Source organism: Paenarthrobacter sp. TAF1, assembly GCF_052113825.1.
Taxonomy (GTDB): Bacteria; Actinomycetota; Actinomycetes; order Actinomycetales; family Micrococcaceae; genus Arthrobacter; species Arthrobacter nicotinovorans.
Genome location: NZ_JBFRDO010000004.1, coordinates 228,790 through 250,281 on the forward strand (window position 1 = coordinate 228,790; position 21,492 = coordinate 250,281).

A 21,492-nucleotide genomic window follows, 5' to 3' on the forward strand; every position below is an offset into this window, starting at 1 on the left:
GTGCTATGTGGATACTCTGTCCGCAGGTCTCACCCTGGGAAAGCCGGCTCCGTGGGACCTTTGAGTTGCAGCTCCCAGCCGTTTCCGACCCGTTGGAAGATTCCGGCCTCGGATTGGCCGAAGATCTGCTCGGGACCATTGCCCGCGCTGATGCTGGTCAGGCCATCCCAGGGTGCGAGTTGTTGTGCTTCACCCGATGCGAGGGAGAGCAGCTCCGGAACCACTGTGGACGTGGCCGAAGCGGACATCACTGCCACGGTCGAAGCATTCACCCAGACTCCCTGGTCTGCCGCCCCGGTGGTGAGGAGCGTGATGGGAGCAGTGAGATCCTTGGGCACGCCATCGGGATTCCGGACGATGCCGGCGATCTGCACGGTGGATTTCCCGTTGGCCTCGGAAATGACCAGCGCCCTGGTTCCCTCCCGGGAAACCCTGAAGTCCTTCACGGTGCGACCGGAAAGCCATGACGGGGTTATGGTCACGTTGGGAATTGCCATACCGGGCGCGATGCCGGTGGGTTTGTAGGCCACCACTTCTGCCGCCCCGTTGGCCCCCGGACCCGCTGTCCACACCCAGTCCTGCGGACTGAAGGATGGACCGGTGAGGGTACTTCTGGTAGTCAGCTGGCGGGCGGGCTGGCCGGGTTCGATCGAATAAAGGGTGGTCTTGTCCCCGTTGAGGAAGGCAGTTGTCTGGGATGCCGGTGATTCGGCAGGCGAATGCGGACCGAGCCCGGCGACCGACTGGATATCGGGGAGCGGCGTGATCCGGTTGTTTTCGTAACGAACCAGCTCGCCGTTGTTCACCGCGATCTGCCGGGCCGGAACGGTCTTGTCCACCACTGGTGGCAGGACCGTGCCATTGTCTTCCACACGGACCAGGTCCTGGTCTGCCCGCAATTGCACGTTGATGACATCCGGTTGGCTACGGAACGTTAGAGCCAACTGGTTCTGCATCCTTTGGCGGTCTTCCGCAGAAGCGTCGAACAACTCCTTGGCCGAGAGATCCACCTGCGCAGCACCTGAAACGACCGGAACGGATTCACGCGCGAGCTTCATTCCTGACGGGAAGGCACTGACAACTGCCCCCCGCAGATACGGCGCCGGACCGGCCAGCAAGGCACTGGTCATGGATTTGACCGTGTTCTTCTTGATGAACCACCGGTAATCGGGCACCGCATAGGTGAAGGTTGGGTCATAGAAGTAGATGGGGAACGCTCCGTAGATCACCTTGAACGTTTCCTCGGGAATCGCGGTTCCGTCCGGCACCTTGGAGATCCGCCACTGACCCTCCACCTGTTCGAGCGTCAGCGGGATGGTCTCCTTGGTCCCGGGCGGGTATTGCGTCGCAACGCCGTCGGCGTCCACGGAGTAGGCGAGGTCGAGCACGTAAAGGTACTCGTTTTCCCCGGAGGACTTGACCACTTCTGCCTCGCGGAAAACGATCGCCCGCTTATCCGGCTTCCACGTAACCGACTGGGCCTGCGTCAAGTACTGGCGGGCCACAGGATAGTCATCCTCATRGCCGCTGCCGGCCATGTAGAAGTCCTCGATGATCGCTTCGGGACTTGATCCCTCACGGGGCGCAGCGGGGAAAAACACCGGTGCGTTGGGATTTCCAGCGCCTTCGTCCTTGCTCTTGCCAACCGGGCCCGAACGCGGAATCTGTGCACAGGATGAGAGCAGCAGCATGATGACAGCCAACAGCGCGAGGATTACCCCGCGGCGCCGGCGTCCGGGCTGAGTCATGGCTTCTCCCCTGCTTCGTGATCCCGGGCGGCCGGCTCTTCGCTGTCCGATGAGGATTCAGGCGCGGTGCTGGTGTTTTCAGTACCGATCACAAGTACTTGGCGCTCACTTGCGGAACCGGGGAAATCAATGTCTGCAGGCTCAAGCAGCAGCGGGGACTTGACGATCGAACCTCCCTGCCGGAGAGGCAGTGTCAACCGGAAGTTGGATCCGGAGCCCTTTTGGCCCCATGCCTGCAGCCACCCGTTGTGGAGTTTGGTGTCCTCGGCCGCGATTGAAAGGCCAAGGCCGCTGCCACCAGTGGTCCGGGCACGTGCGGGGTCCGCGCGCCAAAAACGATCGAATACCCGGGCCGCCTCAGCCTGGCTCATACCTATGCCGTGGTCCCTGACGGACACGGCCACGGCGTCGTGGTTGGCCGCGACCGAAATATGGATCGGTTTGCCTTCGCCGTGTTCAAGCGCGTTCAGCAACAGGTTGCGGAGGATCCTTTCGATTCTCCGCGAATCCATCTCCACGATGATGTTCTTCTCCCGCGCGTTGAGGCGGACTTCCGAACCGTACTCTTCGGCCACGGGAGCCGCGCCTTCCATCACATGGGCTACGACCTGGAAGATGTCCTGGGGTTCGGCGTCGAGGACAGCGGCACCAGCGTCGAAGCGGGAGATTTCCAGCAGGTCCGACAACAATGACTGGAAGCGCTCAACCTGGTAGTACAACAACTCGGCCGACCTCTTGTTCATGGGGTCGAAATCCTCACGGGCATCGAAGAGGACTTCGGCCGCCATCCGCACGGTGGTCAACGGAGTTCGCAATTCGTGGGACACATCGGAGACGAAGCGTTGCTGCATCTGCGACAAAGTAGCCAACTGGGTGATCTGTTCCTGAAGGCTTGCCGCCATGTGGTTGAAGGATGCGCCCAACCTGGCTACTTCGTCTTCGCCCTTCACAACCATGCGTTCCTGCAGCTGCCCTGCAGCCAGCTTCTCCGAGACGACGGCGGCATGGCTGACCGGACTGACGACGTTTCGCGTGACGTACCAGGCAATGGCACCGATCATCAGGACAAGGGCTGCACCTCCTGCCCACAGAACATTCTGGATCTCGTCCAGGGTCTGTTGCGCGGTGTTGAGGTCGTAAATCAGGTAAAGCTCATAGACAGTGCCATTGAAGGTGACTTTGTTTCCAACGGCAATGCCGGGGCGGTCCTCATTGCCCACCGGGAATTGGGTAGGTGCCCAGAACTGTTGCTTGCCACCTTCTTGAACGGCCTTGCGGAGGTCGGGGGGTATTACCCGGATGGTCAGCTGGTCCGAGGCACGCGACTCGACCCACCGGTTGCGGGGTTTGGTCTGCTCCGGTGCCGCTTCGAAGACATACCTTCGCTGGATGACCGAGCCGCGGCCTTCGACTGCTGTCAACGTGTCGTAGACGAGGGTGATGACGCTCGACTGGTCGGTGACCTGTGCGCCGTCGAACGTGTCCTGGACTTGTTTGACGTTGTAGCGGGACTCCGATTCAGCCTGGGCCAGGCGTTCCTGGAAGAGGTTGTTGGCGATCTGGTTGGACAGGTAGGCGCCGACGATCGCGAAGGATGTAACGGCCAGCAGCAAGGTGGTGAGGACCGTGCGGAACTCCAGGGAACGCCGCCAGCGGCGGAGGATCGAACGCCACAGGAAGCGCAACCCCGGTTTGATCTGGCGTACGCCGATGGAAACGAGGCGGGAAACCCGAAGGACCAGGATCAGCCCGCGACGCGTCCAGATCCGGGCACGTGAGAAGAACCACGGCAGGTTCCGGACCGGCCGCGGTGGTGATGGTTCCGGTGTGGACGGCAGAGCCGGGCTTCCGGTACCCACGCCTTCTGCGTCAGGACCTGATGATCCCTGGGCTTCTTCAGGCGTGCCGGTCTTCCCGACCGGAGACTCAGGAACCTGCTTTATATCCGACACCACGCACCGTCAAAACGACCTCAGGCGCTTCAGGATCGCGTTCAATCTTGGAGCGCAGACGCTGGACGTGGACGTTGACCAAACGCGTGTCAGCGGCATGCCGGTAGCCCCAGACCTGTTCCAGGAGCAATTCACGGGTAAAGACCTGCCACGGCTTCCGCGCCAAGGCAACCAGGAGGTCGAACTCTAGGGGAGTAAGCGAGATGCGGTCTCCCCCACGGGTCACCAGGTGACCGGCGACGTCGATGGTCACGTCCGCAATGCGCAAGGTCTCGGGGGCCTTCTGGTCGCCCGGACGCAGTCGCGCACGGACGCGGGCAACCAGTTCGGCGGGCTTGAAGGGCTTCGGAACGTAGTCGTCTGCACCGGATTCGAGTCCGCGAACTACATCCGAGGTGTCCGACTTGGCGGTGAGCATGACGATCGGAACATCCGATTCCCCACGGATTTGCCGGCATACCTCGATGCCGTCAGAGCCAGGCAGCATAAGGTCAAGCAGCACAAGGTCCGGCTTGGACGAACGGAACACGTCCAGTGCCTGGCCGCCATCTGCGCAGAACACCGGCTCGAAGCCATCATTCCGCAGGACGATGCCAATCATCTCTGCGAGTGCTTCGTCGTCGTCAACTACCAGAATGCGTGCCTTCATAGTTATATATTCCCTTATCACCAAGTCTTTGTCCTGTCGGGCGCCGTGCACGGCATGGCGCCCAAGGGGCAGTTCCACCGTACTGCACCGGGGCGCGGCACGCCCGCAAACACTGCTCGTGCGGCGGGCTATGAGGGACGACGGCGGGACTATAGGCTGGGTGCGAAGGTCCGCCTGGGGGACGTCGACTGTCGGCGGACCGGACCTCATGGGGAGGAAACGTGTCACAGCCAGACCACGGCCATCATTCGCCGACAGATGGCCAGCCGGCGTCGGGAAACCAGCCACCATACGGGATGCCGCCCGGTGGTCAAGTACCGGGTGGCCAGGTGCCCGGGGCACAGCCTGCGTGGGGTAACCAACCGCAGTGGGGCGGACCGCCGGCGTGGACGGCCCCCCCAAAACCAGGCACAGAATTGGCAGGGCGCCCCTGGTCCTGCATGGCCACCGGGACCTCCGTATGGCCAGCCTCAGTACATAGCTCCTCCCAAACCGGGAGTCATCCCGCTGCGTCCGTTGCAGTTCGGCGAAATCCTGGACGGATCCTTCCAGACGATCCGTCGCAACGCTGCCTCCATGTTTGGCTCGGCGTTGCTCGTGCAGGCGCTGGGAGCAGTCTTCACCGGCGTTATCTCACTGGTGATGCTCCAAATGACGGTCTCCCTGGAATCAGTGGACTCCAGGGCTGAATTCACTGAAGCCATGGGCCCGATTTTCGCCATTATGGCGGGAGCCCTCGGGGTCACGCTGCTGCTTGGATTCCTCGGGTCTGTCCTTCAGGGTGTTCTGGCAGTCCCTGTCGCCCGTTCCGTCCTCAACCGGCGGACGGGCTTCAAACAGATGTGGAAGCTTGCCGGGAAACGGATCCTTCCCTTGTTGGGCGTTGCCGGGCTGTTGACCATCGGCGGAATACTGGCTTGGGCCGCCGTGGTGGGCATCGCAGTGCTCCTGTTGACCGCGATGGGACCCGGTGCGCTGTTGATTGTCCTTCCCCTCGGCCTTGGCTCCATCGTCGTCTTTGTTTGGATCGCCCTGAAACTGATGCTTTCGCCGGCCGTCATCGTGGTGGAGCAAACGGGCGTCTACGACGGCCTCCTCCGGTCCTGGCAGCTGACCAAAAACAATTGGTGGCGGATATTCGGGATCACCCTGGTGGTGACACTGATGCTGGGAATCATCGCCCAGGTTGTCCAGATCCCGGCATCCCTGGCTGCAGCATTCATCAGCGAAACCGTGGCACCCCATCCCGATGCTGAAACCACCACTTCCATGCTTGTCATCACCACTGTCATCACCGCCGCAATCCAAGCCCTCGTGGGATCGGTGACGTTCGCTTTCCAGTCCTCTGTCTCTGCGTTGATCTACATGGATCTCCGCATGCGGCGCGACGGCCTTGATGTTGAGTTGATGAGGATGCTGGAGACGGGCGCCAACCCTGACGGAGTGCCCGGCGGCCCCTCGGCTGCGCCGGGTCCTGTCGGCTGGCCCACGGTATGACGGCATCACCCGTAGCAGTGATTACTCCTTTGTTATCGATGGAACCACCTGTGACTCCGGAGCGCGACGAAGCCCGGCGCTGGGCCATCGAAGAACTTGGAAAACCCCAATATTCCGATGCCCGCCCCGGATGGCTGGACCAGCTATGGCGTGACTTCCTTGATTGGCTTTCATCGTTGGAGGGCGACGGAACAGGTCCGGGCACCAACTTCGCCCTGCCCGCGATTGTTGCCATCGCCGTGGTGCTCATCATCGTGGCGGTTTTCGTGGTCCGACCCCGGCTGAATGCCCGCCGCGCCAACCGCACCGATGACATTTATGGTGCCGACGCCACCGCCGACGCCGACGGTTACCGGAGACGGGCGTCAGCTGCTGCCAACGACGGCGACTGGGCGGCCGCCGTCGTCGATCAGTTCCGGGCTTTGGTGCGATCGGCGGAAGAGCGGGACATCATCGATGTCCGGGCCGGCAGGACCGCGGATGAAGCATCGGCGCAACTGGGGCAGGTCTTCAGCACGGTGCAACCGCGCCTGGGTGCAGCAGCCCTCCTGTTCGATGCCGTCCGCTACGGTGAGCAGGGTGCAACCCGCGCCGACTATGAGTCCACCCGCGGGCTGGATGCCGAATTGCTGACGATGAAGCCCGACTTTGACGGCGCCGTCCACACTGGATTCGCGGTGCCCCGATGACACTGACCGCCAAACAGCCCGCTCAGGATCATGAGGCAGGATCCCCTGTCCCCTCCCCCGGGCAGGCTTTCACCCAATGGTTCCGGAAACACCTGACGTGGATTGCGCTCGGCGCACTTCTGGTGGGTTTGGTGACGTATCTTGCCGTCACCAGCATGTCCGGCGGGACGGACTCCCGGGCGCTCTCCGCGCGGAACCCGGCCCCCGATGGGGCAATGGCCGCGGCGGAGATCCTGGGACGGCACGGAGTGGCCCTGACCACCACGGAATCATACGACGACACGGTGTCGGCGTTGTCGGATAAGGACCAGACCACGGTCTTTCTCTATGACCCCCGCGGGTACCTCGACCAATCCCGGATTCAGGACCTCGCGGCAGCCGCAGACCGCGTGGTGGTGGTCAAGCCAAGGCTGCGAACACTCAACGGGCTTGGTCCCGGATTCCGTCCCGGCGGTGTGATTCCCGAGGGCCAAACGGTCATCGAACCTGCCTGTACCGTGGAGGATGCCACGGTCTCGGGCCCGGTGTCAGCGCAGGGCTCCGTCTATGCGGGACCCGAGATGTGCTACTCCAGCCGCGGTGACGGGCCCGGTTTGTATGCAGCATCAACCGACGGCCGGTTGATAGTCCTGGGCAGCACGGACCTGGTGGACAATGAGCATCTTGCCACGCAGGGCAACGCCGCACTGGCGCTTCGTACACTGGGGAACAACCCCGACCTCATCTGGTATCTGCCCGGAGTCAAGGACATCTCCGCGACCGATACGGCTCCCACACTCAGCGAACTTGCACCCAAATGGTTGGCTTACGCAGGGCCTTGGCTGGGCATCGTGACTCTGCTGGCCATCGGCTGGCGTGGGCGGCGGCTTGGACCCCTTGTTTTCGAACCACTTCCCGTTGTGGTCAAGGCAGCCGAAACGGCCGAAGGAAGGGCACGGCTTTACCAGGATGCGCGGGCAGTGGAACGAGCGGCCGGGAACCTGCGGGCGGGCACCCTGACCCGCCTTGCCCGCCATTTCAACCTCGGAGCGGACGCAAGCACGGACGCCGTAGTGGACGCATCCGCCCGGCGGCTGGGGAGGCCGGCCCCGGAAGTTCGGTCAGTCCTGGTCGACTTCAGGCCGGGAACCGAAGGACGACTGGTGCAGTGGGCACAAGAGCTTGAACGAATAGAACAGGAGGCCAGGAGCCGATGAGCAGCCAGCCGAACAGTTACACGGACTCAAACAGCCAGTACGCGGGCGGGGCGATGCCACGACACGCCCCGATGACACAAGACGACGCCGCGCCGCAAGGCGATGCCTCGACACAGCACAACCAAGTGCCGGCCAGCGACGAAAGCCACCAGCGTCAGGTTGCCGGGGACCCGGCGCGCCAGTCGCTGCTGAATGTGCGTGATGAAGTCGGCAAGGCCGTCGTCGGGCAGGATCCCACTGTGACCGGGATGCTGATCGCTCTGCTCTGTGGCGGGCATGTCCTGTTGGAGGGTGTTCCAGGTGTGGCGAAAACGCTCCTGGTGCGGGCGTTGTCCACGGCTCTGAGCCTGGACACCAAGCGTGTTCAGTTCACCCCGGACCTGATGCCGGGCGACGTGACGGGCTCGCTTGTCTATGACTCCCATTCCTCGGAATTCACGTTCCGCGAGGGCCCTGTCTTCACCAACATCATGTTGGCCGACGAAATCAACCGGACGCCGCCCAAGACCCAAGCTTCATTGCTGGAAGCGATGGAAGAGCGGCAGGTGTCGGTTGATGGCGTCTCGCGTCCCCTCCCCGTCCCTTTCATCGTGGCGGCAACCCAGAACCCGGTGGAGTACGAAGGAACCTACCCCCTCCCGGAAGCTCAGCTTGACCGCTTCCTCCTCAAATTGACCATGCCGCTGCCCGGACGGGCGGAGGAGATCGAGGTCATTCGACGCCATGCCAATGGCTTTGACCCGCGGGACCTTGCTGCGGCCGGGGTACGGCCGGTGGCGGGCGCCTCGGACCTTTCATCGGCGCAGGCTGCAGTTGCACAGGTTGCCGTTGCTCCGGAACTTCTGTCTTACATCGTCGACATTGTCCGCGCGACCAGGTCCGCTCCGTCCTTCCAACTGGGCGTCTCCCCCCGTGGTGCCACCGCACTGCTCAATACGGCCAAGGCGTGGGCCTGGCTGTCCGGCCGGACCTTCGTGACACCCGACGACGTCAAAGCTTTGTCACTTCCGTGTCTCCGGCACCGGGTGGGGCTCCGGCCCGAAGCCCAAATGGACGGTATCCAGGTGGACGACGTCCTGGGGAGCATTCTCGCCTCGGTTCCGGTGCCGCGGTGATCCGAGTCCGCTTGGCCGAGGGGGCCTGAATGGCCATCACCGGTCGCTTCGTAGTGCTGGCCCTGGCAGGGTTGGTGCCACTGGTGCTGTTCCCGTCCTGGCCGACGGTACTGCTGGTGTGCGTGGTCCTGGTACTGGCGCTTGTTCTGGATCTGCTTCTGGCAGCGTCCCCGGCAAAGCTTGTCCTGGAGCGTCTGCAACCCGGGAATGTCACATTGGCAGGCAGCGCGGAATCTGTGGTGTCGGTGACCAACGCCACCGGACGGAAACTGAACGCCGTCATTCGGGATGCGTGGCAGCCGTCCGCCGGAGCCACGAATCCCGTGCAGCGCTTGGCCGTTCCTGCGGGCGAGCGTCGCCGGATGACTGTAACGTTGGTTCCCAGGAGACGCGGGGATCTGGAAAGCCCGCACGTGACCATCCGCTCGTCGGGGCCCTTGGGTTTGGCGGCCCGACAACGCACCCGGCCACTCCCCGGGCAGTTGCGGGTGTTGCCACCATTCCATTCGAAACGCCATCTTCCCTCCAAGCTCAGGAAGCTCCGTGAACTGGACGGCCGCGCAGCGGTGCAGATCCGCGGTGCCGGAACCGAGTTCGACTCGCTACGGGATTACGTTCGGGGCGATGACGTCCGGTCCATCGACTGGCGCGCCACCGCCCGCCGCACGTCCGTGGTGGTCAGGACCTGGCGCCCGGAACGCGACCGTCGTGTCGTCGTCGTGCTTGACACGTCCCGAACAGCGGCCGCCAGGATAGAGGACGAACCGCGGCTCGATACGGGAATCGAGGCAGCGCTGTTGCTTGCGGTGCTGGCCGAACGCGGCGGGGACCGCGTGGACTTCCTTGCGTATGACCGGAGGCTCCGCGCCAGGGTCGAGTCGGCGTCCAAGGGGAACCTGCTGGGGCAGCTCGTCCAGGCAATGGCGCCGTTGGAAGCAGAGCTGATCGAACTGGACTGGCAGCAGATCCCCGGGCAAGTACGCGCCGTGTCGGCGCACCGTTCGCTGGTGGTGCTTTTGACGGCGCTCGACGGCGGGGCCCCCGAAGAAGGACTGCTCCCCACCGTGGCGCAACTGTCCCGCCAGCACGTGGTGATTGTTGCTTCGGTTCGCGATCCCCTGCTTGCGGCGATGAAGGCCGAACGGACCACGGCCAGCCAGGTGTTCCGGGCCGCCGCTGCCGAACGCGCGCTTCTTGAGCGCGCGGCAGTCACTGCCCAATTGCGCCAGCTTGGTGCCGAAGTGGTGGATGCCGAACCGCTGGACGTGCCGCCTTTGCTCGCCGATACCTACATAAGGCTCAAAGCAGCCGGTCGTCTCTAGTTTCCAGATCCAGGAAGGACAGCCATGAACGCGCCAATTTACCAGCTTGCCCTCGGTGATGACTTCACCAGGTTGGCTCCGGAAGTGCAGGAGTACTTTTCCCTGGCGGCCGGCTCCGGATCGTATGGCATCGGGGAGGGTGTTTTTGACGTCGTCGGTTGCCGGCAGAGGTGGCTGCGGCCCCTGCTCGCCCTCACGGGGAGCGAGCAAGCGTTCTTCCCGGAGTACGGTGAGGGCATTCCTTTCCGCATCGAGAACCACGCACACGTTGACCCGTTCGGCCGTCCGGCCCTGACGGCCAGGCGGGAGATCTACTTCCCCACCGGCACGCGGCTGTTCCACGATACGACGAGCGCCGTCCTGCCGTCGGGACAGCAACCCAACGAACGGGCGCGCTTGGTGGACCATATGGGCCGGTATCGCCGCCTGGTCACGGACCTTGACGTCACGGTTACCGATGAAGGCCGCCTTCGCGGTATTTCCAAGGCGAGCCGGCTGTTCCTGGGACCGCTGCGCCTTCCCCTTCCAGCCGCGTTGGATGCGAAAGCCTATGCCGAACAGTGGTGGGATGAGGCCGAGGGCAAGCACCGCATCCAAGTCAAAGTGATCCAGCCGCAGATCGGTCTGGTGCTGGTGTACGCGGGTCGTTTCGACTACCGGCTTGCGCCCTATCTGCCGGGCGCCGTCCCCGGCACGGCCCTTCCGCGCTATGCCGAACCGGACCGTTGGGAGCCGCGGATCTAGCCCTGGGCCAGTTGGTCCAGGCCATCGGCAACCTTAGTCAGCTTCGTCAGCACGTCCTTGGCCGCCGACGGCGTAAAGTCCGCCAGCCCCGTGGAAGGTGTGACCCGGAGACCGGCAAGGCCGGAGGCCTCCAGGCCGAGCTGGCGCCAAGGCTTCCAGATGCTCTCCACAACGTCGGAGGTCTTGGGTAGCAGGGCCCTGGGATCGCCGGTCGGCAACGCACCGGCCCATACCCGCTTCCCGCCCTCCACGGCACCGGCGAGCTGCTCCCATTGGCGTGTAGTCAGCGCCGTCAACGGCACCGCCACGCCGTCGGCACCCGCGGCGAGTATCCGATCAATGGGTGCTTCGATTTCCGGGACGGAAATGACGGTCTCGACGACGCCCGCAGCTTTGAGTGCGTCGATCACCAACCGCCACGCGCCAGTGACTTCCTCGCCGTCGATGGATCTCAGCGTTCGGTAACCGCTCGCCGTCGGGATGGTCCCGGCCATGACTGAAGCGATCTCCGGTTCGTCCACCTGGACCACCAGGCGGGCGCCAGGTACGGCCGCGGAGAGTTTGCGGAGGTGTTCCGCTACGCCCGCCGCCAAAGAATCCGCAATGTCCCGTCTGGCGCCGTAGTCCAGCAGCGCGCGTTCGCCGTTGTGCAGGTGAAGGCTGGCGGCCAGGCTCAACGGGCCCATCAGCTGGATCTTGAGTTCAGTCGCGGAGACGTCCTCGGCACCGGCCACGTCGGCCAGAATGTTGATGTCCGTTGCCAGGGCCGAGCTCGCGCGCCGTTCATCCTTGCCGGGCCTGTCCACCAAACGCCATCCATGCGGCTGGACGTCGATGTCCAGGTCCACGAGCAGTGAACCCGTCCGGCCGACGGCATCGGAACCAACCCCGCGGGCCGGCAGTTCGGGCAGGAAAGGAAGATGCGGGTCCCCCAGCTCCCCGCGGATGATCCGGATGGCCTCGGCGGGATCGTTGCCCGGCCACGGCCCCAGGGCAGTCGCGCTTGCACGCAGGTCACTCACAGAGGACATGGATCAGGCCTGCTGGCTGGAAATCTGGTGATCCTCGGCGATGGCCTCGTGGTGGCGGATCACTTCGCTGATGATGAAGTTCAGGAATTTCTCGGCGAAGGCAGGATCAAGGTGGGCGTCCTCGGCAAGACGGCGGAGCCGGGCTATCTGGGCAGCTTCACGGCCCGGGTCCCCGGCCGGCAGCTTGTGGGTTGCCTTCAGCACTCCCACCTTCTGCGTCGCCTTGAACCGCTCCGCGAGCAGGAAGACCAAGGTTGCGTCGATGTTGTCGATGCTGGACCGGATGGACAGCAGTTCGTCCATGACGGAGCGGTCAACGTGGCCGGCCAGGGAGCTCGCGGCCGGGTTGAAGGAATCGTCGTCATGGGGAAGGGCATTGTTCTGCTCGGTCATGCATCCAAGTCTATGGTGCGGGACGCAGTGTTTTCCGCGTATGAAGCGGAGCACAATGGCACCATCACTGTAGTTTCGGCAAAGGAGCTTTCATGGAAATCGCGGTTCTGGGCACGGGGATGGTGGGCCATGCATTGGCTGGCAAGCTGGTGGAGCTGGGCCATGAAGTAACCATGGGGTCCCGGGAATCAGGCAACCCCAAGGGCATGCAGTGGGCGGAACAGGCGGGAGCCCGGGGGCATGCGGGCTCGTTTGCGGAAGCGTGTTCCCGGTCCGGCCTGATCATCAATGCCACGCCGGGAACAGTCAGCCTGGCGGTCCTTGCCGAGGCGGGTGCGGACAACCTCAACGGAAAGGTCCTCCTTGACGTGTCCAACCCGCTGGATGGCTCCAAAGGCTTTCCGCCCCCTCTGACGGTTTGCAACACGGACAGCATCGCCGAGACCATCCAACGGAGCTACCCGAAGGCCCGTGTGGTCAAGTCGCTCAATACGGTCAGTGCACCGGTGATGGTGGATCCGGGCCGTCTTCCCGGTCCCCATGACATGTTCATTGCGGGCAACGACCTGGACGCCAAGTCCACCGTTTCTGCTTTGCTGCAGGAATTTGCGTGGGAACCCGGGCACATCCGGGACCTGGGTGGACTGGACGCGGCACGGGGCATGGAAATGTGGTTGCCGCTGTGGCTGCGGATCTTCATGCAGCAGCCGCAAGGGAAGATGTTCAACATCGCCATCGTCTCCGAGTAGCTGCCCAGCCACAGCCCGGAAAGGCGCGCCCCGCACCGCAGGACGCGCCTTTCTGCACTCGGCTCCGGGAGTCAGCCGCCCAGCAGTGCCCGGTGCGCTTCCCGCCGTCGTGCTTGTTCTTCGGGGTCCGGCACCGGCAAGGAGGCGATCAGACGCTTGGTGTACTCATGCTGCGGTGAGCCCATCACGTGGTTTCCGATCCCCTGCTCCACCAGCTGTCCCTTGTAGAGGACGCCCACCCAGTGCGACAGCATGTCCACCACTGCGAGGTCGTGGCTGATGAAGAGGGCAGCAAATCCGAACTGTTCCTGGATGTCCTTGAACAGGTCCAGTACCTTGGCCTGCACCGACACATCCAGCGCGGACGTCGGTTCGTCGGCGATCAGCAGCCGGGGGTTCAGCGCCAGGGATCGTGCCAGGGAGGCGCGCTGGCGTTGTCCGCCGGAGAGCTCGTGCGGGTACCGCTGGGCGTACGACGCCGGCAACTGGACTGACTCGAGCAACTCGCCGACCTTTTTCCGCGCCTCAGCCGCACCTGGCTTGGTGTGGATCATCAGCGGCTCGGCGACGCACTCACCGATGGTGAGGTGCGGGTTGAAAGACGCTGCAGGATCCTGGAATACAAAGCCGATCTCCTTGCGCAGCGGCCGGAAAGTCCGCTCCTTGAAGTCCAGCATTTCGTAGCCCAGCACCTTCAGGCTGCCGCCCGTTGTCCGGTTCAGGCCGGCGATGGCCCGTCCGATGGTGGACTTGCCTGAACCCGACTCCCCTACCAGGCCAAAGACCTCGTTCTCCGAAACGGTGAAACTGACATTGTCCACCGCTTTGAACCCATGCCTGCCGAAACGGCCCGGGTATTCAATGGTGAGGTTCTTTGCCTCCACCAGGACTTTTCCATCCTGGTGAAGCCTGCTGCGTGCTCCTTCGGAGGCCGAATGGCGGCCCAGGTGAGGCACTGCGGCGAGGAGTTTGCGGGTGTACTCCTGGCGGGGCTCGGCGAAGAGGACCTTGGAGGGGGCCTCCTCCACCACATCGCCCTGGTACATGACGACCACCCTGTCTGCCAGGTCGGCCACGACGCCCATGTTGTGGGTAATGAGCACAATGGACGTCCCGTAGTTGTCCCGCAGATCCCGGAGCAGTTGAAGGATCTCGGCTTGTACGGTGACGTCGAGCGCGGTGGTGGGCTCATCGGCAACGATCAGCCCCGGATCCAAGGCGAGCGCGGCAGCGATGACCACGCGTTGCTTCTGTCCTCCGGAGAACTGGTGGGGGTAGTAGTTGACCCGGGTTTCGGGGTCGGGGATGCCCACTTTGCGCAGTGCCTCGGTGGCTCTCAGTTTCGCTTCCTTGGCCGAGATGCGCCTGCCGTCGGATGCATGCGCCCGGATGCCTTCGGCAATTTGCCAGCCGACGGTGAAGACCGGGTTCAAGGCGGTGGAAGGTTCCTGGAACACCATCGCCACGTCGCGGCCACGGATCTTGCGCAGCGCGGACTTGCTGACGCTGATGACGTTGTTGCCGTTGATCAGAACTGCGCCCGAGCTGATGGCTGTTTCCGGAAGCAGGCCAAGAATGGTCTTGGCTGTCACGGTTTTTCCGGAGCCGGACTCCCCCACGATCGCGACAACTTCGCCGGGGTTCACCTCCAGGCTGACGTTCTTGACTGCGTGGACGTCTCCGCCGTCGGTGGCAAAGGTGACTTGCAGCCGGTCAATGGTCAGTACTGGCTGGCCTGTGGGTGCCTGGTCCGAAACCTGGCCAAGGTTGGTGGTCATGGTTTACCTGCCTCTGCCGGTGTGGACGGCGTTCCTGGTGCGGATGGCGTTCCTGGTGTGGAGGTGGCACCTCCGGCACGTTTGCGTCCCCGGATACGGGGGTCGTTGAGGTCGTTGATGCTCTCGCCCACGAGTGTGAGGCCCAGGACAGTGAGCACGATCGCGATGCCGGGGAAGACACCTGTCCACCAGATACCGGAGGAGGTGTCTGCCAGTGCCTTATTGAGGTCGAATCCCCATTCCGCGGCGGAGGTGGGTTCGATGCCGAAGCCCAGGAAGCCCAGGCCCGCCAACGTGAGGATCGCTTCGGAGGCGTTGAGGGTGAACATGAGCGGCAGGGTCCGGGTGGCGTTCTTGAAAATGTGGCGCCCGATGATGCGCATGCTGGAGGCGCCAAGGACCTTGGCCGACTCAACGAACGGTTCGGCCTTGAGCCTGATGGTTTCGGCGCGGATCACCCGGAAGTACTGCGGAACGAACACCACAGTGATGGAGAACGCGCAAGAGAAGATACCGCCCCAGAAGCTGGACTGGCCACGGCTGATGACGATGGAAATGACGATTGCCAGAAGCAGGGTGGGGAAGGCATAGATGGCGTCGGCCACCACAACCAGTATCCGGTCCAGCCACCCGCCGAAGTAACCGCTAAGCAGTCCAAGGGCGACGCCGAGGAACAGTGACATGGCAACGGAGACAATAATGACCGTTACAGCGGTCTGCGATCCCCAAACGACACGCGACAAGACGTCGTAGCCGCCAACAGTGGTTCCCAGCAGGTGCTTGCCGCCCGGCGCTTGCTGGGTGGGGAAGGAACCAGATGCATCGCTGAGCTGGGAGTAGCCGTATGGCGCCAGCAGCGGCGCGAAGATGCTTGTGAGGATGAACAGCCCGCTGAGGACGACGCCCACAACGAGCATGCCGCGTTGGAGCCCGACGCTCTTTTTGAGATGCGAGATGACCGGGAGCCGGGAGAAAAGCGGCTGCCTGGGCGGGGTGAGTGTGGGGGTGCTCATGGTCAGTACCTCACTCGGGGGTCGATGAGCGCGGCAATGATGTCCACGAGGAAGTTGGTGACGGCCACGATGATGGCCAGCAGGACGACGATGCCCTGTACCGCGACGAAGTCACGGGCATTCAAGTACTGGACGAGCTGGTATCCAAGGCCTTTCCATTCGAAGGTGGTCTCCGTCAGGATCGCACCGCCCAGCATGAGCGCTATTTGCAGGCCCATCACGGTAATGATGGGGATGAGGGCCGGCTTGTAGGCATGCTTGGTCACGAGCCGGAACTCGCTGACACCCCGTGAGCGTCCTGCCTCGATGTAGTCCTTGCCCAGGGTCCCGATCACGTTGGTGCGGACCAGCCGCAGGAAGACGCCGGCGGTGAGCAAACCAAGGGCGATTGCGGGAAGGATGGCGTGGGAGACGACGTCGCCCAGTGCCGTGAAGTTGCCGCTGCGGATGGCATCAAGCCAGTAGATGCCCGACGGCGCCGCGAGACTGCTCATGGTCAGTTCAGTCCGCGTTGACGCACGGCCGGCTACAGGGAGCCAACCGAGCCACACGGAGAAGGTCAGCTTAAGCAGCAGCCCTGAGAAGAACACCGGCGTTGCGTAGCAGAGGATTGCAAAGAACCGCAGGAAGGCATCCGGGGTCTTGTCCCGGTGCTGGGCAGCGATGAGGCCGAAGGGGATACCGACGGCGAGCGCGACGATCAGCGCGTTGATGGAAAGCTCGAGCGTTGCTGCGCCAAAAGTGAAGAGTACCTCGACGACCGGACGCCGGTCCGTGATGGTGGTGCCGAAGTTGCCGGTGAGGAGCTGGCCCAGGTACTCGAAGTACTGCACCAGGACCGGCCTGTCGTAACCGGCGTCGTGGATCCGCTGGGCCAGGACATCGGGAGGAAGCCGGCCACCTTGTGCTGCCGTGATGGGGTCGCCGATGACCCTCATCAGGAAGAACACGAGGGTCACCAAAATGAAGACGGTGGGGATGATCAGGAAGAACCGGATCACGATGTACCTGCCGAGTCCACCCCCGCCCTTGGACTTGCTCCTGGGAGCAACTACCCCGGGCTCAGCCTCGGGTACTTCTATAACTGTTGTCATTGTTACCTGTATTTCCTGCCCGTGGATTGCGCGGGATTGGCTGATACGCGCCGGCCACGATGGTGGTCAGCAAGGGAGGCGGGACACTGGATCAGTGGCCCGCCTCCCCCATCACAGAGCGTTGTTACTTGGACACGGTTCCGAGACGGAACTTGAAGGAAGGATCCAGCGTCTTGTCGACGCCGTTCACGCCGCTTCCGACAACAGCCACCTGGGCGCCTTGAAGCAGCGGCAGGGTGGAGATGTCCTTGGCCAGCGCGTTCTGGACGTCCTTGATGTCCGCCTCACGCTTGGTCTTGTCGGCCTCGGTGAGCTGCTTGGCAATGAGGTTGTTCACCGTGGGGTTGTTGTAGTGGTTCTTGAGGAATCCGCCGTCGGGGAAGAACGGGGTGAGGTAATTGTCGGCGTCGCTGAAGTCGGGGAACCACCCGAACTGGAACAGCGGGTACTCGTCGGCACGGCTTGCCTTGCTGTAGGTGACCCATTCAGTGGACTGGAGATTCACCGTGAACAGTCCGGACTTCTCCAGTTGCTCCTTGATCATGGCGTACTCGTCACCGGATGATCCGCCGTAGTGGTCCGGGTTGTACTGCAGGTTCAATGCCACCTTGTCAGTGATTCCAGCATCGGTAAGGACCTTCTTGGCCTTGTCCAGGCTGGGCTTGCCGGCATCGCCGTAGGCGTCCTTGAACGACTCGTTGGCGCCGAGGAATCCACTGGGGACGTTGGAGTACAGGGGCAGGTAGGTGCCCTTGTAGACCTGGTCGGCGATGGCCTGTCGGTCTACGAGGTTGGCCACGGCCTGGCGTACTGCCAAAGCCTTGGCGGGGTCCGCTCCGGTTGCCTTGGTTCCAAACGGCATGGTGTCAAAGTTGAAGGTGATGTAGCGGATCTCGCCGCCCGGACCCGTCAGTACCTTGACCTTGGAGTCCTTGCGGAGATCGTCGATGTCCGTAGCGCTCAGGCTGCGGAAGGCGACGTCGATCGCTCCCTGCTGGATTTCCAGCTTCAGGTTGGTGGGGCTGGCGTAGTACTTGATGGTGGCTGCATCATTGGCCGGTTTCCCGAGGACGCCCTTGTAATCGGCAAAGGCTTTGAAGCTGACAAGTTCGTTCTTCTTGTAGCTGTCGATGGTGTACTGGCCGTAGAACGCGTTCGCCTTGATGATCTCGTCATCGGAGAGGATCTTGTCTGCCGGGAAGACCTCGTCATCGACGATCGGTGCGGCAGGGCTGCTGAGTATCTGGCTGAAAGTCTGATCGTTGGCGTTCTTGAGCTTGAAAACCACGGTGGTGGCATCGGGCGCGCTGACGCTGTCGATGTTCGTCAACAACGATGCCGGTCCGGCAGGATCATTGATGGCCACCTGGCGGTCGAAGGAGAACTTCACGTCCTTGGAGTCCAATGTGTGGCCGTTGGCCCACTTGAGCCCGGATTTGAGCTTGACGGTGTACTCGGAAGGGGCCGTGAAGGACGATGACTCGGCGAGGTCCGGTACGGGTTCCGCGCCACCCGGCTTGGAATTCAGGAGGAAGGAGTAGACCTGGTTCATCACCATGAATGAACCGTTGTCATAGGAACCCGCGGGGTCCAGTGATGTGACTTTGTCTGTTGTGCCGTAGGCGATGGGGCCTGCGGCCGCCGGAGCAGACGAGGAGCCGCCACCGGAGGGGCCCGTGCATGCCGTTAAGGCGAATGCGGAGATGCCCGCCAGCGCGATAGCGCCGTGCAGGGCCTTCTTGTTCAGTGCCATCTGGTGAACCTTCTGTTCGATGGATTCGATGCTCCGCCGTGGGATATTTGTGACGGAGCACACTCTTAGTGCCTCGATTCAACCAGACTTCGAAGCCCGCGAACCCCCGTTTTGGTGATTTGAGACACAAAATTTACTTTCCAGTAGCTTCCCCAGGCACTACGGGAGCATTGCCGGACAGGTGGGACAGGAATATGGTTTATCCCGGGTGCTCAACCGCTGGATCACACGTCGAAAGTCAGGCTCATGGAAAAGGCAGCCCTTTGTGTGGGGATCAACAAATTCAAGTACCTTCCGGAGTCCAGCTGGCTTCACGGCTGTGTCAACGATGCCGAGGATCTGGCCGGCCTGCTCGAGGAAAGCTACGGATTCCCGGCATCACAGGTCACCGTTCTGAGAGATGACAAAGCCACCAAAAAGATGGTTCTGGCGGAGGTCAACAAGCTGGTAGACGCGGCGGTCGAGGGCACCATCCAGCAGATCGTGTTCACCTTCTCCAGCCATGGCACGCAGATTCCGGATACCGGTGGCGACGAAGACGACAGCCTTGATGAGGCCTTTGCCTGCCACGACATCAACGATGCCGGTGACTCCTGGGACCCCGGAACGGTCATTTCAGACGACGAACTGGCTGCCGTGTTCGGCCGCCTTCCTGATGGCGTCCTGATGGATGTGCTGCTTGATACCTGCCACAGTGGTACCGGGCTGAAGTCGCTGGACCTGATTCCCGGCCGTCGCCCGCGCTTCCTGCCTGGACCAACGCCCCGGGCCGTCATGGCGAACGAGGACCTGGAGACCCGGACCCTGCGCGATATTGTCAAGACCGCCAAGTTGTCCACGCCGGTCCTCATGGCAGCCTGCAGATCCGACCAAACCGCAGCGGATGCCCTGATGGAAGGCCGGTACAACGGCGCGTTCACGTACAACCTCGTTAAATCTCTGCGCAGCGACGGAGGCTTGGGGCGGGCTGACCTCCTCAAAGAAGTGAGCAAGGGATTGAAGGCCGGCGGCTTCGACCAGGTGGCGCAGCTTGAGGCGTCGAGGGCTGCGCGCAAAGCGGCCTGGGGAGCTTGAGTTCAGTTCCCGCATCAGATCCCTGCCGTTCCGGCCTGCCTAGTCCCCCGTGCCGTGGAATTTGTTGCGCACCCCGGATGAGGCCGCTTGCTCGGCTTCGTGGTGCTGGTCGGAACCGAACAGCTGGCCCTGCCGTTCCCTGTCCATGACGGGTTTGAGCGCGGCATAGACGAGGCGGCCACCGGCGTCGAACCTCAACAGTCCTCCTCCACGGACGTCAATGAAGTCCCGCCCGGTCTTCACCCCAAGGCGGACATAGGCTTCCCTCCGGCTCATCCGGACCGTCTGGATGAAGGATGCTCCGATCTCGGAAATGATGAACCCGTCCGGCGATACGCGTTCGGACGTCCGGACCCGGGTGGAACTCAGGGGTGTTCGCCGCTCGAGACGGGCGGCCTCCAGGAGCCGCGGGTTCTCCCACACGAAGCGCTGTACTTCCTGGGGGTCTGATCCCAGTGCCGAGAGGCGGATCGGGTAACGGAGCCCGCTGTAGTTCTCAACCCCGCTGATGTTGTTCAACGAAACCCGGCGGATGCCGATTGCGGAAAACTCGGTTTGGAGTGCTTCCCGGTATCCATGGACATCGTCAGGAACCATGTCGAGGTCGGCGGCGATGATTCCGCGCAGAAGGTCGCGCCAGGAAACATCCACCGGCGGCATGTAGGACAGGCCCCGGATCACCATGCGAAGGATCCTGGTTGCCACAATCGAACCGGACTCGGCCTTTTGCTGGAGGCTGTGGAACCCGCCGTAGCGGGCATTCCTTTCGGACCACAAGCGCTGGACGGCCCGGAGCACCGCACCCACCACGACAGCACCCCGCGCGTGGGGTTCGGGGAGCAACTGCCAGCCCTCCGGCGCGGCACCGACGAACGGCTCGCGCAGTGGCCCACGGGCAAAGAGATCCCGGGCGAAGTCAAAGAGCGAGCGCATCAGCACTGCGTCATCAACGGTCTGCCCCGCTTCGAAACCTCCTGCCGCGGCTTCGAGCTGCCGGTACACAACTTCCTTGGAAGAGAACACGGAGAGGATGGCCACGATGTCGGCCAAAGCCTCGTGCATGGCCAGCTGTTCCATGGTGGCCATCTGGTCCGCCCAGGCGGGCCTGAACCCATCCAGGATCGCGTGTGTCACCTCATGGGCAACAATGTCGCGGTACAGGGCAGTCGGGACTTTGTATCCCATCCGGTCCACGGATCCGAAACGGATGATGTTGGTGCCCCGCTCGTACCCGGTGTCTGTTGCGGTGACCAGGTCACGGGCTTTGAGCACCACACGCCCTTCGGGGTTCCACGGCATGCGCCTGCCCAGGGTGGTTTCGAAGATTTCCAGCGTGCTCATCGCGACACCGTAGACGTGCTGGGCCAGGAAGCGGGTGTCGTCCAGGAGCTCGCGCAGGCCGGCCGGTGGTGGTTCGGAAATCAAACGCCAAGGATCTCCCGGCTGCGTCAGGCTCACCGGGGATACGGTGGTCCCCCGCCACTTCCGGATATGGATGGCGTAGCGGTGGCCCGTGGGACCGCGCCGCAACCGTTCAACCGGTATGCGTACCTGTGCCGTCAGCGGCGCACCCCCGGCGGGGGCGATCGGCCCCTCAGCAAGGATGGTCAAGGAGACCATCTGCCCGGCTTTGATGTCTCCCGGGCTCTTCTTTGGAAATGCCACAGTCATCGCCGTCCCGAATGCGGACCCCAA

At 63.1% G+C, this 21,492-nt stretch carries 18 protein-coding genes; 8 read left to right on the forward strand and 10 right to left on the reverse strand.

Going from position 1 to position 21,492, the window contains the following annotated elements; translation table 11 throughout:
- Positions 1-29: 29 nt before the first annotated feature.
- Genes AB4Y81_RS07280 through mtrA form a run of 3 tightly spaced genes read right to left on the reverse strand, consistent with a single transcriptional unit; the run spans position 30 to position 4,349 of the window.
- Positions 30-1,748 carry an LpqB family beta-propeller domain-containing protein gene (locus AB4Y81_RS07280; protein ID WP_441995597.1) on the reverse strand — a complete coding sequence of 573 codons (1,719 nt, stop codon included), beginning with the start codon at positions 1,746-1,748 and terminating at the stop codon, positions 30-32.
- A complete protein-coding gene (gene mtrB, locus AB4Y81_RS07285) occupies positions 1,745-3,703 on the reverse strand; it encodes an MtrAB system histidine kinase MtrB (RefSeq protein ID WP_055971959.1) in 1,959 nt (652 codons plus the stop codon). Before mtrB ends, AB4Y81_RS07280 begins: the two co-directional genes overlap by 4 nt.
- On the reverse strand, positions 3,675-4,349 hold the full coding sequence (mtrA, locus tag AB4Y81_RS07290) for an MtrAB system response regulator MtrA (RefSeq protein ID WP_018776443.1): 675 nt from the start codon (positions 4,347-4,349) through the stop codon (positions 3,675-3,677). The genes mtrB and mtrA overlap by 29 nt, the downstream gene beginning before the upstream one ends.
- Positions 4,350-4,865: 516 nt before the next feature.
- Between mtrA and AB4Y81_RS07295 the strand changes: the two genes are divergently transcribed.
- The 6 genes from AB4Y81_RS07295 to AB4Y81_RS07320 are packed head-to-tail and all read left to right on the forward strand — an operon-like array spanning position 4,866 to position 10,912.
- Positions 4,866-5,846: a DUF7847 domain-containing protein gene (locus tag AB4Y81_RS07295; protein WP_018776444.1), complete on the forward strand. Its 981-nt coding sequence runs from the start codon at positions 4,866-4,868 to the stop codon at positions 5,844-5,846.
- Positions 5,847-5,896: 50 nt separating this feature from the next.
- A complete protein-coding gene (locus AB4Y81_RS07300) occupies positions 5,897-6,535 on the forward strand; it encodes a DUF4129 domain-containing protein (RefSeq protein ID WP_179128288.1) in 639 nt (212 codons plus the stop codon).
- Positions 6,532-7,731 (forward strand): DUF4350 domain-containing protein, encoded by a 1,200-nt coding sequence (locus AB4Y81_RS07305; protein WP_189075175.1) that lies wholly within the window; start codon positions 6,532-6,534, stop codon positions 7,729-7,731. Before AB4Y81_RS07300 ends, AB4Y81_RS07305 begins: the two co-directional genes overlap by 4 nt.
- Positions 7,728-8,846, forward strand: a complete 1,119-nt coding sequence (locus AB4Y81_RS07310; protein WP_189075176.1) for an AAA family ATPase — start codon at positions 7,728-7,730, stop codon at positions 8,844-8,846. The genes AB4Y81_RS07305 and AB4Y81_RS07310 overlap by 4 nt, the downstream gene beginning before the upstream one ends.
- A 29-nt stretch (positions 8,847-8,875) precedes the next feature.
- Positions 8,876-10,168: a DUF58 domain-containing protein gene (locus tag AB4Y81_RS07315; protein WP_189075177.1), complete on the forward strand. Its 1,293-nt coding sequence runs from the start codon at positions 8,876-8,878 to the stop codon at positions 10,166-10,168.
- A gap of 24 nt (positions 10,169-10,192) precedes the next feature.
- On the forward strand, positions 10,193-10,912 hold the full coding sequence (locus AB4Y81_RS07320; protein WP_441995598.1) for a DUF4166 domain-containing protein: 720 nt from the start codon (positions 10,193-10,195) through the stop codon (positions 10,910-10,912).
- Here AB4Y81_RS07320 and AB4Y81_RS07325 read toward each other — a convergent pair.
- Both AB4Y81_RS07325 and AB4Y81_RS07330 read right to left on the reverse strand, forming a co-directional pair.
- Complete coding sequence (locus AB4Y81_RS07325; RefSeq protein WP_441995599.1) at positions 10,909-11,943, reverse strand: hypothetical protein; 1,035 nt, start codon at positions 11,941-11,943, stop codon at positions 10,909-10,911. The genes AB4Y81_RS07320 and AB4Y81_RS07325 overlap by 4 nt on opposite strands.
- 3 nt (positions 11,944-11,946) lie before the next feature.
- Complete coding sequence (locus AB4Y81_RS07330; protein ID WP_018776451.1) at positions 11,947-12,336, reverse strand: chorismate mutase; 390 nt, start codon at positions 12,334-12,336, stop codon at positions 11,947-11,949.
- 92 nt (positions 12,337-12,428) lie between these two features.
- On the opposite strand from AB4Y81_RS07330, the gene AB4Y81_RS07335 reads away from it, so the two are divergent.
- Positions 12,429-13,085 (forward strand): NADPH-dependent F420 reductase, encoded by a 657-nt coding sequence (locus AB4Y81_RS07335; protein WP_193589772.1) that lies wholly within the window; start codon positions 12,429-12,431, stop codon positions 13,083-13,085.
- Positions 13,086-13,156: 71 nt separating this feature from the next.
- Here AB4Y81_RS07335 and AB4Y81_RS07340 read toward each other — a convergent pair whose 3' ends face one another.
- From AB4Y81_RS07340 to AB4Y81_RS07355, 4 genes are all read right to left on the reverse strand, one after another.
- A complete protein-coding gene (locus tag AB4Y81_RS07340) occupies positions 13,157-14,863 on the reverse strand; it encodes an ABC transporter ATP-binding protein (protein ID WP_018776453.1) in 1,707 nt (568 codons plus the stop codon).
- Positions 14,860-15,876, reverse strand: coding sequence for an ABC transporter permease (locus AB4Y81_RS07345; protein ID WP_035733098.1), 1,017 nt, complete (start codon positions 15,874-15,876; stop codon positions 14,860-14,862). The genes AB4Y81_RS07340 and AB4Y81_RS07345 overlap by 4 nt, the downstream gene beginning before the upstream one ends.
- A gap of 2 nt (positions 15,877-15,878) precedes the next feature.
- Positions 15,879-16,970, reverse strand: coding sequence for an ABC transporter permease (locus AB4Y81_RS07350; protein ID WP_441995600.1), 1,092 nt, complete (start codon positions 16,968-16,970; stop codon positions 15,879-15,881).
- A 124-nt stretch (positions 16,971-17,094) separates the two neighbouring features.
- Positions 17,095-18,723, reverse strand: a complete 1,629-nt coding sequence (locus tag AB4Y81_RS07355; protein ID WP_441995601.1) for an ABC transporter substrate-binding protein — start codon at positions 18,721-18,723, stop codon at positions 17,095-17,097.
- 246 nt (positions 18,724-18,969) lie between these two features.
- Here AB4Y81_RS07355 and AB4Y81_RS07360 point away from each other — a divergent pair, with 246 nt between their 5' ends.
- Positions 18,970-19,797: a caspase family protein gene (locus AB4Y81_RS07360; RefSeq protein WP_018776457.1), complete on the forward strand. Its 828-nt coding sequence runs from the start codon at positions 18,970-18,972 to the stop codon at positions 19,795-19,797.
- A gap of 39 nt (positions 19,798-19,836) precedes the next feature.
- On the opposite strand, the gene AB4Y81_RS07365 is transcribed toward AB4Y81_RS07360, so the two are convergent.
- Positions 19,837-21,462, reverse strand: coding sequence for a hypothetical protein (locus tag AB4Y81_RS07365; protein ID WP_146230279.1), 1,626 nt, complete (start codon positions 21,460-21,462; stop codon positions 19,837-19,839).
- Positions 21,463-21,492: the final 30 nt, after the last annotated feature.

What these genes read in the sequence shown, in the direction of transcription:
- AB4Y81_RS07315 (WP_189075177.1), top strand. Translation starts at nt 8,876, where the DNA reads ATGGCCATCACCGGTCGCTTCGTAGTGCTGGCCCTGGCAGGGTTGGTG.
- AB4Y81_RS07320 (WP_441995598.1), top strand. Translation starts at nt 10,193, where the DNA reads ATGAACGCGCCAATTTACCAGCTTGCCCTCGGTGATGACTTCACCAGG.
- AB4Y81_RS07335 (WP_193589772.1), top strand. Translation starts at nt 12,429, where the DNA reads ATGGAAATCGCGGTTCTGGGCACGGGGATGGTGGGCCATGCATTGGCT.
- AB4Y81_RS07330 (WP_018776451.1), bottom strand. Translation starts at nt 12,336, where the DNA reads ATGACCGAGCAGAACAATGCCCTTCCCCATGACGACGATTCCTTCAAC.
- AB4Y81_RS07350 (WP_441995600.1), bottom strand. Translation starts at nt 16,970, where the DNA reads ATGACAACAGTTATAGAAGTACCCGAGGCTGAGCCCGGGGTAGTTGCT.
- AB4Y81_RS07340 (WP_018776453.1), bottom strand. Translation starts at nt 14,863, where the DNA reads ATGACCACCAACCTTGGCCAGGTTTCGGACCAGGCACCCACAGGCCAG.
- mtrA (WP_018776443.1), bottom strand. Translation starts at nt 4,349, where the DNA reads ATGAAGGCACGCATTCTGGTAGTTGACGACGACGAAGCACTCGCAGAG.
- AB4Y81_RS07355 (WP_441995601.1), bottom strand. Translation starts at nt 18,723, where the DNA reads ATGGCACTGAACAAGAAGGCCCTGCACGGCGCTATCGCGCTGGCGGGC.
- AB4Y81_RS07305 (WP_189075175.1), top strand. Translation starts at nt 6,532, where the DNA reads ATGACACTGACCGCCAAACAGCCCGCTCAGGATCATGAGGCAGGATCC.
- AB4Y81_RS07325 (WP_441995599.1), bottom strand. Translation starts at nt 11,943, where the DNA reads ATGTCCTCTGTGAGTGACCTGCGTGCAAGCGCGACTGCCCTGGGGCCG.
- AB4Y81_RS07360 (WP_018776457.1), top strand. Translation starts at nt 18,970, where the DNA reads ATGGAAAAGGCAGCCCTTTGTGTGGGGATCAACAAATTCAAGTACCTT.
- AB4Y81_RS07310 (WP_189075176.1), top strand. Translation starts at nt 7,728, where the DNA reads ATGAGCAGCCAGCCGAACAGTTACACGGACTCAAACAGCCAGTACGCG.
- AB4Y81_RS07345 (WP_035733098.1), bottom strand. Translation starts at nt 15,876, where the DNA reads ATGAGCACCCCCACACTCACCCCGCCCAGGCAGCCGCTTTTCTCCCGG.